General features: G+C 69.0%; 10 protein-coding genes. 7 read left to right on the top strand and 3 right to left on the bottom strand.

The annotated features are described in order from the left end of the window. The first annotated feature begins 75 nt into the window (after nt 1-75). The 4 genes from Q0581_RS00995 (at nt 76) to Q0581_RS00980 (ending at nt 3,155) form a co-directional block, all read left to right on the top strand. The gene (locus Q0581_RS00995; RefSeq protein ID WP_298696568.1) at nt 76-858 is read left to right on the top strand and encodes an aminotransferase class IV; all 783 of its coding nucleotides are present in this window, start codon (nt 76-78) and stop codon (nt 856-858) included. 68 nt (nt 859-926) lie between these two features. Beyond that, nucleotides 927-1,415, top strand: a complete 489-nt coding sequence (gene coaD / locus Q0581_RS00990; RefSeq protein ID WP_298696565.1) for a pantetheine-phosphate adenylyltransferase — start codon at nt 927-929, stop codon at nt 1,413-1,415. Further along, nucleotides 1,412-2,266, top strand: a complete 855-nt coding sequence (locus Q0581_RS00985) for a peptidylprolyl isomerase (protein ID WP_298696562.1) — start codon at nt 1,412-1,414, stop codon at nt 2,264-2,266. Before coaD ends, Q0581_RS00985 begins: the two co-directional genes overlap by 4 nt. A gap of 16 nt (nt 2,267-2,282) precedes the next feature. Beyond that, on the top strand, nt 2,283-3,155 hold the full coding sequence (locus tag Q0581_RS00980; RefSeq protein ID WP_298696559.1) for a peptidylprolyl isomerase: 873 nt from the start codon (nt 2,283-2,285) through the stop codon (nt 3,153-3,155). Here the strand turns inward: Q0581_RS00980 and Q0581_RS00975 are convergent. After that, complete coding sequence (locus Q0581_RS00975) at nt 3,122-4,234, bottom strand: Ppx/GppA phosphatase family protein (protein ID WP_298696554.1); 1,113 nt, start codon at nt 4,232-4,234, stop codon at nt 3,122-3,124. The genes Q0581_RS00980 and Q0581_RS00975 overlap by 34 nt on opposite strands. A gap of 161 nt (nt 4,235-4,395) precedes the next feature. Between Q0581_RS00975 and hspQ the strand changes: the two genes are divergently transcribed. The 3 genes from hspQ to Q0581_RS00960 all read left to right on the top strand — a co-directional run bounded on the left by hspQ (nt 4,396) and on the right by Q0581_RS00960 (nt 6,301). Next, nucleotides 4,396-4,710: a heat shock protein HspQ gene (gene hspQ, locus Q0581_RS00970; protein WP_298696551.1), complete on the top strand. Its 315-nt coding sequence runs from the start codon at nt 4,396-4,398 to the stop codon at nt 4,708-4,710. Nucleotides 4,711-4,777: 67 nt separating this feature from the next. Continuing rightward, entirely contained in the window at nt 4,778-5,653 is an 876-nt protein-coding gene (phhA, locus tag Q0581_RS00965) for a phenylalanine 4-monooxygenase (protein WP_298696548.1), read from the top strand. A gap of 21 nt (nt 5,654-5,674) precedes the next feature. Beyond that, the gene (locus tag Q0581_RS00960) at nt 5,675-6,301 is read left to right on the top strand and encodes a hypothetical protein (protein WP_298696545.1); all 627 of its coding nucleotides are present in this window, start codon (nt 5,675-5,677) and stop codon (nt 6,299-6,301) included. A 9-nt stretch (nt 6,302-6,310) separates the two neighbouring features. Here Q0581_RS00960 and astB read toward each other — a convergent pair whose 3' ends face one another. Together astB and astD are read right to left on the bottom strand one after the other, a co-directional pair. Further along, nucleotides 6,311-7,642, bottom strand: coding sequence for an N-succinylarginine dihydrolase (gene astB / locus Q0581_RS00955; RefSeq protein ID WP_298696542.1), 1,332 nt, complete (start codon nt 7,640-7,642; stop codon nt 6,311-6,313). Further along, nucleotides 7,639-9,054, bottom strand: coding sequence for a succinylglutamate-semialdehyde dehydrogenase (gene astD / locus Q0581_RS00950; protein ID WP_298696539.1), 1,416 nt, complete (start codon nt 9,052-9,054; stop codon nt 7,639-7,641). The genes astB and astD overlap by 4 nt, the downstream gene beginning before the upstream one ends. Between the last annotated feature and the right edge of the window lie 128 nt (nt 9,055-9,182).

Genomic DNA, 9,182 nt, shown 5'->3' with positions numbered 1-9,182 from the left:
TAGCTTGGACGCCGGTGTTTGGGGTTGGCCCCCTCCACCGCTTCGCGGTCCCCCTCCCCCGATGGGGGAGGAGCCATGACCGCTCTCTTCATCGACGGTCAACCCGCCACGGCTGACGATCTGGCGCACCAGGCCCTGGTCAACTACGGCGCCTACACCTCGTTCGCGGTGACGGACGGCGGCGTGCGCGGGCTGGACCGGCATCTGGCGCGCCTACGCGAGGCGGCGGTCGAGTTGTTCGGCGAGGTTGTGCCCGAAGACCAGGCGCGCGCATGGATGCGCCAGGCGCTGGGGAACCGCCGCGACGCCTGGATGCGCGTCAGCCTGTTCGCGCCCCAGATCGGGGTGCGCATCCCCGACTGGACCGGCCGTCCGCGCATGATGGTCGGCGTCTTCGACCCGGTCGCGCCTCTGTCCGCCACGCCCGTGCGGCTTAAGCCCCAGACCTATGGCCGCGAAACGCCGCATCTGAAGCACGCCGCGACCTTCGGCCTGATCCGCGCGCGGCGGTCGGCGCGGGCGGCGGGGTTCGACGACGCCCTGTTTGTGTGCGCGGACGGGCGGATCGCCGAGGCCAGCGTTTCGAACATCGGCTTCCTGTCGGGCGCCCGGATCATCTGGCCTGAGGCGCCGATGCTGTCAGGCGTTTCGCAGGCGTTGATCTCTGACGCACTGGAGACCGAAACCCGGCCCGTGACCCTGGCGGACCTGCCGGGCTTCGACGGCGCCTTTTTGACCACCAGCGCAACCCCGGCCTGCGCCGTCGCGGCCATAGGCGATCATGTCTTTGTGACGACAGCGGATCGCATCGCGCCGGTCATCGCCGCCTGGACCGCTGCCCCGCTGCAAAGCTTTTGAAGGCCGCCGCCGATCTAGGCCGCGCGGAACAGGGCTGCTAATCAGGGGGCGAACGGGGGATACGCCGCATGCGCATCGGGCTTTATCCGGGCACTTTCGATCCGGTCACCAATGGCCATATCGACATCATCGGCCGGGCGGTGAAGCTGGTTGACCGGCTGGTCATCGGCGTGGCCCGCAATGACGACAAGGGGCCGTTGTTCACCACCGACGAACGGGTCGAGATGGTGCGCGAGGCGGTGGCCGGCATCGACGCCGACATCGTGGTCGAACCGTTCGACACGCTTCTGATGCATTTCGCGGAAAAGCTGGATGCGGCGGTCATCGTGCGCGGTCTGCGCGCCGTGGCCGACTTCGAGTATGAGTTTCAGATGACGGCGATGAACCAGCGCCTGAACAGCCAGATCGAGACCGTCTTCCTGATGGCCGATCCCCGGCATCAGGCCATCGCCAGCCGTCTGGTCAAGGAGATCGCCCGGCTGGACGGCGCGATCGAAAGTTTCGTCAGTCCCCAGGTCGCCGCCCGGGTTCTGGCCAAGGTCAAGGACAAGGCATGACTCTACGAATTCCCGCCCTTCTTTCCGCCGCCGCCTTTGGGGCCTTGGCCGTTGCGCCGGTCCAGGCCCAGCAACCGGCGTCCGAATGGCGCACGGTCGAAGCGGACAATCTGCTGATCATCGACACGGCGCACGGGCGGGTGCTGGCGGAACTGGCGCCGGGCGCCGCCCCCCTGCATGTCGCGCGCATTCGTGAACTGACGAACCAGGGCTTTTACGACGGCCTGAAATTCCATCGCGTGATCGAAGATTTCATGGCCCAGACGGGCGACCCTCAGGGCACCGGTCAGGGCAGCAGCGAACTGCCCGACGTGCAGGGCGAGTTCGTATTCCGACGTGCGCCGGGCGGTTTCTTCTCGGTCGGTCCGCACCCCAATGGCGGCCAGATGGGCGTGGTCGGGGTCTTGCCGGTTCATACCCAACCGGACGCCCAGGCCATGATCAACGCCGACATGAAGGTGCCGGCGACGGGCCAGTTCTGCCCCGGCGTTCTGGGCATGGCCAGGGCCTCCAGCCCCAACAGCGCCAACAGCCAGTTCTTTATCATGACCGGTCGCCGGGACCAGTTGAACGGCGCCTATACCCCGTTCGGCCGCGTGGTGTCGGGCCTGGCGGCCGTGCGCGCGCTGAAGGCCGGGGCCGCCGCCGCCGATGGCGCGGTTTCGGATGATCCCGATGTCATGACCCGCGTGCGCATCGCCTCCAGCCTGCCTGAGGCGGAACGCCCGTCGGTGCGGGTGATGGACACGCGGGCTCCGGCCTTCGCGGCCCTGGTGGAGCAGACCCGTACGGCGCGCGGCGCCCAGTTCAACGTCTGCGACATCGAGATCCCCGCTCAGGTCGAAGGTTAAGCCCAAGGACATCGCCATGATCCGTTCCGCCGCGCTTGCTGTCGTCGTCGCCCTGGGGCTGACCGGGCCTGTCCTGGCTCAGGAGGCGACGCCGCCGGCCGTTTCGGAATGGCGCGCGGTGGCGCCCGAAAACCTGCTGGTCATCGACACGACCAAGGGGCGCATCCTGGTCGAACTGGCCCCCGTCGCGGCGCCGAAACATGTCGAGCGGATTCGCCTGCTGGCCTCGCGCGGCTTTTACGACGGCATCGTCTGGCATCGGGTGATCGACTGGTTCATGGCCCAGACCGGCGACCCGCTGGGCACCGGCGACGGCCAGAGCCCCTATCCCGACCTGACGGCCGAGTTCACCTTCCGGCGCGACGGGACCATGCCCTTCGTGCCCGTGGCACGGCCGATGGGGTCCGAGGTCGGCTTCATCAACAGCCTGCCGGTCCAGACCCAGCCCGACGCCGCCATGGCCCAGACCGGCGACGGCAAGGTGCATGGCTGGGGCATGTATTGCCCCGGCGTCGCCGGCATGGCCCGAGGCGAGGCGAACGACAGCGCCAACAGCCAGTTCTTCCTGATGCGCCAGGCCTATCCGGCGCTGGAGAAACGCTACACCGTCTGGGGCATGGTGGTGTCTGGGCTGGACGTGGTTCGGGCCATCAAGGTCGGTGACGGCGACAACGGGGCGGTGACGGCCGATCCCGATCGCATGATCCGCGTACGCGTGGCGTCTGATCTGCCCGAGGCGGAACGCCCCGTGGTGCAGGTGCTGGACACCCGCTCGCCCACCTTCGCAACCCTGGTCGAGGCGTCGCGACGCGCGCGAGGCGCCGATTTCTCGGCCTGCGACGTCAGCCTGCCGGTTCAGGTTTCGGGAGCGGCCGCCCCGGCGTCCTGACGTCCGCCGCCCCGGCGGCGGCGGCGGCGCGGGCGTCGCGGCTGGCGCATGTGCTGCAACAACAGGCCTTCGCGCAGGCCCCGGTCGGCGACCCGCACCCGCTCGCACGGCCACAGCCGCTGAACCGCCTCCAGGATCGCCGCCCCCGCCAGCACCAGATCGGCCCGTTCGGCGCCGATGCACGGCTCGGCCGCCCGCCCGTCGGGGCCCAGGGCCATCAGGCGGTCCGCCGCATCGCGGCACTGGTCGCTGGTCATCCACAGGCCGTCGACCCGATCGCGCTGATACCGTTTCAGCCCCAGATGGATGCCCGCCAGGCTGGTGATCGCGCCCGAAGTGCCGACCAGATGCGCCCGACCCTGTTCAAACAGGGTGCGCAGGGCCGGCTGATCCACGCCGCCCGCCGCGATGGCCGAGGCCATGTCCTGAACCATGGCCTCGTACCAGGGGTCCAGATCGGCATCGGGTTCGGGGTGGCGTTCGGCCAGGCTGACCACGCCCAGCGGCGCGGACATCCAGGCGACGGTCTTGAACGCCGACCCTTCGCGCTTCAGCCAGGACATTTCGGTCGAGCCGCCCCCGACATCGATGACCAGCACCGCCTCGGCCTGAGGTTCGAACAGGTTCAGACAGCCCTGAACCGCCAGTTGCGCCTCTTCCTTGGGGTCGATGATGCGCAGGTCCAGACCGGTGCCGCGCCTTACGCGTTCGATGAAGTCCGGGCCGTTCTGGGCCGCGCGGCAGGCCTGGGTGGCCACGGCGCTGATCTGGCGCGAGGTCAGCCCCCGCCGCGCCAGCCGTTCGGCGCACAGGGCCAGGGCGTCATAGGCGCGATCCATGGCCGCCGGGTCCAGCCGCCCGGTGCGCGTCAGGCCTTCGCCCAGACGCACGATGCGGCTGAAGGAATCGACCACGCGAAACCCGTCGCGCGTCGGACGCGCGATCAGCAGCCTGCAGTTGTTGGTCCCGAGATCGAGGGCGCCGTACAGGGGAACGTCGCGACCGGGCGACCTGGACCTGGGCGCCCCGCCGCGGGACCGGTCGTCGCGCCGTGGGGGCGCGCCGTTCGGGTCCGGCATGGCCGAGCTGTTGTTGTGGGCGGTCCAAAGCGGCGCCCGTCCTGGGCACCCTAGACCTTCGTCCGTGACCGAAACAAGCGCCGCATATCGGTCACGAGGCTGACGCCGCGATGAACGGCGTCATCGGCCAAGGCTCAGCCTGGCCTGGCTAAGGCTGGGGCATGATCGAAAACATCGCCGCCAGATTCGCCCTGGGCCAGATCGTCCGCCACCGCGACGCCGACTTTCGCGGCCTGGTGATGGACGTCGACGGCCGCTATGCCGGCGACCCCGCCGCGCCCGGCCCGGATCGTCCGGGCCAGCCCTTCTATCGCGTCTATGTGATCGGCGAAGAGGGGGGCTTCATCGCCTATGCGGCCGAAGAGGTGCTGGAGGCCGATGTCGGCGCCGCGCCTTTGACGGCCAAACAGGCGGCCCAGTGGTTCACGGTCGATGGTCGCGGCCGTCACGCGCCGCGATCCCAGCCGATCCATTGATGACGGCAGCCCCGCCCGCGCGCTAGACTGGAGCAAAGGTCGTCAGAGCCTGATGCGGGAGTTTGCGATGTCCGATTTCGAACATGTCTTCGAGCAGCCGCCGGAAGGCGCCGCCGCCGACTGGACCATCCCGCAGAACTGGCGCGCCTATACCGAAACCGAACATCGCACCTGGGACACCCTGTACGCCCGCCAGATGCAGATCCTGCCCGGCCGCGCGGCCGACGCCTTCATGCGGGGGCTGGACGCGCTGGATCTGAACACCGGCGGCATTCCCGACTTCTCGGTCATGAACCCCAAGCTGCAGGCCCTGACGGGCTGGACCGTGGTGTGCGTGCCGGGCCTGGTGCCGGACGAGGTCTTCTTCGACCATCTGGCCAACCGGCGCTTCGTCTCGGGCCAGTTCATCCGTCGGCCGGACCAGCTGGACTACCTTCAGGAACCGGACATCTTCCACGACGTCTTCGGCCATGTGCCGATGCTGACCGACCCGGATTTCGCCGCCTATATGGAAGCCTATGGCAAGGGCGGGCAGCGCGCGGCGTCGCTGGGGATGCTGCCCAATCTGGCGCGGCTTTACTGGTACACGGTCGAGTTCGGACTGATGAAACAGACGGACGGCCTGCGCATCTATGGCGCCGGCATCGTGTCGTCGGCGACCGAGAGCGTCTTCTGCCTGGAGGATGCGTCGCCGAACCGGCTGGGTTTCGACCTGGAGCGGGTGATGCGCACCCTTTATCGCATCGACGACTTCCAGCAGGTCTATTTCGTCATCGATTCGATCGAGCAACTGAAACAGCAGACGCTTCAGGATTTCGCCCCGATCTATGATCGGCTGAAAGGCGCCGACGAAATCGCCATCGACGCCATATTGCCGACCGATGCGGTGTTCACCAACGGCACCCAGGATTACGCCCGCAAGGGCGGACGTTTCGCGGCCTGACCGGCCCCTAAAGAGATACGAATGACGATGACCCTGCGTTCGACCCTTGCCCTGGCGACCTGCGTCGCTCTGACCCCGCTGATGGCGACCTCGGCTCTGGCCCAGTCTTCTGATCTGGAGCGCACCCTGCGCGACGGCCGCATCCTGTCGGCGCCCACTCAGGTCGAGGGATGCGAAGCGCCCATGATCACCGGCAACACCAATGCGTCATTCGGGATGGAGTTTGTGTGTCAGGCGCCGGTCGATGGCCAGGCCGAGCCGGCGATGGCGGGCGTGGGCACGGTGTTGCTGTCTCTGGCCATTCTCAAGACTTCGCGTGAGTTTCTGACGGAGCTGTCCGAAGACTGGTGGCCGAATACGACCGAGCAAGAGCGCCGCGCCCGCATCGTCGAGAAGACCAAGATGTTCGGCGAAGAGGCGGTGCCGGTCGAATGCATTCAGCGCACCGTTGAAGCCGGCCCCGCCGTGATCGTGTGCGTGATCCAGTCGAATGCGCTGCAGTTCATGACTTCGGGCCGCTCCGTGGATCTGGCTGCGGCCGAAAAGGGCATGGACATGGTTCTGGCGGGTTTTCGCCTGCGCCCCGCCGAGCCGGCGCCGGAAAGCTCTGAAGCAGCTCCGGCCGCCCCGCCGGTCGCGGCGAACTGATCGCGTCTCTCAGGCCCGCTGGAACGGATAGAAGCCGCCGCCCAGGCCTAGAATGGCGGTCAGTTCGTCCAGAGCGCCGCGCGTTTCCTCCAGCAGGGCCGGATCGGCAAGATCGCCGGGCGTCAGCCGGTCGCGATACCAGCGCAGGGCCCAGACGCTGAGCGCCCCATGCAGGCCGTCGGTCAGGCGCATGGCCGAATTGGTCGCCGCCATTTCCACCGGGGTCAGCACGACGCGCAGACGCAGGCAGGCGGGGCCGCCCCCGTTGCGCATCGACTGGCGCACATCGACGTAATCGACATGACCGATGGGGCCGTTCGACGCGATCAGAGCTTCGGCCACCGCGCGGCTGCGGGCGTTGTCGCGTGTCTCGGTCGGACAGATCAGCGCCAGCCGGTCGCGGCCGGGGATGGAGACCAGCATCGAGTTGAACAGATAGCTGGAGATGGCGTCGGCCAGCGGCAGGTCGGCGGCCGAGACCTGGATGAACTGCGGCTCGAACCCCTGGGCGGCGCGGCGGATGTCGGCGTGGACCGCCGCCGTGTCCTCGAACGCCAGTTCGTGGTGGAACAGGGTGTCCAGGGCGCCGACGCAGACCACGTCATTGTGGAAGGTTCCGCCCGCGATGGCCGCACGTGACTGGCGGGCCAGGACCGCGCCGCCGGCCCCGTGGCGGCGAACGATGGCGTCGGACGCCTCGCGCGTCTGACGGGCGGGGTAGGGACCGTCCCACGGCTCCCACGCCTCGCGACCCCAGACCAGCAGATTGATCCCCGCCGATCCGTGGTCGGCGCACAGCCGCACATGATTGGCCGCACCCTCGTCGGCCAGATGCGCCACGGCGGGCAGAGCGTCATGCACCGCGAACCGCGCGGGGTCCGGGAACAGGGCGTCCAGCGACCGCTTCGTCTGCTGGTGCTCCAGCGAACGATGCAGGTTGGTGTTCAGATTGGCGGGGGTGAAATGCACCCGACCATCGGCGGCGTCGGCGCTGGGCGTCACCGTCGCGGCGTTGGCGGCCCACATGCTTGATGCCGAACAGGCGGCGGCGGCGAAGGATGGGGCGTCCTTCCACGCCCGCTCCAGCACCTGGGCGTCGGTTCCGGCGAACCCCAGCGACCGCAGGAAGCCGATGTCCGGCCGTTCGTGCGGCGGCAGCACGAACTGCGGCAGACCCAGGTCGGCCAGGGTCTTCATCTTGTCCAGGCCCTGAAGGACCGCCGCGCGCGGGTTGGACGCCTCTCCCGCATTCAGGCTGGACGCCAGATTGCCCGGCGACAGTCCCGCATAGGAATGGGTCGGCCCGATCAGGCCGTCGGCGTTGGCCTCGACGGCAGTCATCGCAGCCCCTTGATCTCGCCCTCGATGTTCCGCACCGCCTCGGCCTCGAAGCTGGCGACCGGATAGGCGCAATAGTCGGCGGCGTACCAGGCGCTGGGCCGGTGGTTGCCGCTGGCCCCCAGGCCGCCGAAGGGCATGTCTCCGGCGGCGCCCGTGGTCGGGCGGTTGAAGTTCACCACGCCCGCCCGGATGCGGTTGATGAACCGGTCCCAGGTCTTCGGGTCGTCGCTGACCAGACCCGCCGACAGGCCATAGCGGGTGGCGTTGGCCGCCGCGATGGCGGCGTCGAAACTGGCCACGCGGGTGACCGACAGGAAGGGGGCGAAGATTTCCTCGTCCGGCACGTTCACGCCGGTGACGTCGATGATGGCGGGCCGCACGAAGGCGCCGGGCAGGTTGTCGACCGGTCCCGAGGCGCGGATGACACGAGCGCCCGCGTCGATACGCTGTTGCAGGGCGGTCAGGGCGGCGCCGGCCGCTCGTTCCGAGATCAGCGGGCCGCCATAGGGTTCCGGGTCGCTGTTCCATGGGGCGAAGACGATGCGGTCGGCCAGGGCGGCGACGGCCTCGACGATGGCGTCCCCTTGCGGCCCTTCCGGCACGATCAGGCGGCGCGCGCACGAACAACGCTGGCCCGTGGTGACGAAGGCGGACTGCAGCACGATGCCGGCCGCGGCCTGCGCATCCGCCGCATCCCACACCACCAGCGGATTGTTGCCGCCCAGCTCCAGCGCCAGGATGACGTGCGGATCGTCGGCGAATTTGCGCCGGAAATGGGCGCCCGCCGCGCCCGAGCCGGTGAACATCAGGGCGTCTATGCCGGCATCCAGCAGGGCTGCGCCGGTCTCGCGCCCGCCCTGGACCACATTGACGACCCCGGTGGGCAGGTCGGCGGCGGCGAAGGCCTCGGCCATGATCTGGCCGATGGCGGGGGTTTCCTCGGACGGCTTGAACACCACGGTGTCGCCCGCCAGCAGGGCCGGCACGATGTGGCCATTGGGCAGGTGGCCGGGGAAGTTGAACGGCCCCAGCACCGCCGCCACCCCATGCGGCCGGTGGCGCAGCACCGCGCGGCCAAAGCCGGTTTCGGCGCTGCGTTCGCCGGTGCGTTCGTCATAGGCGCGGATCGAGATGTCGACCTTGCCGATCATCGACGCCGCCTCGGTGCGGGTCTCCCACAGGGCCTTGCCGGTCTCGCGGCTGATGGTCCGGGCGATGTCGTCGGCCCGGTCCTTCAGCACGGCCTGATAGCGTTTGACCGCCTCGATCCGCTCGGCGCGCGGGCGGTCGGCCCAGTCGGGGAAGGCGGCGCGGGCGGCGTCGACGGCGCCCTGGACCTGGGCGGGCGTGGCGGCGTCGCCTTCCCAGACGGTTTCGCCGGTGGCGGGGTCGGTGGAGATCAGACGGGTCATTCAAACACTCTCCTTCCCCCCTTGCGGGGGAAGGTGGCTCGCGGAGCGAGACGGATGGGGGGGCTATCGGAAAAGAGGTCGAAGGTTTGACGATGAGCGGGCTGAACCAGCCCCCCCATCCGAGCCGC

It is taken from the genome of uncultured Brevundimonas sp., from assembly GCF_937863155.1.
GTDB lineage: Bacteria > Pseudomonadota > Alphaproteobacteria > Caulobacterales > Caulobacteraceae > Brevundimonas.
Note: the sequence above shows the minus strand (reverse complement) of the source record. Positions and strands in the feature narration are given on the sequence as shown.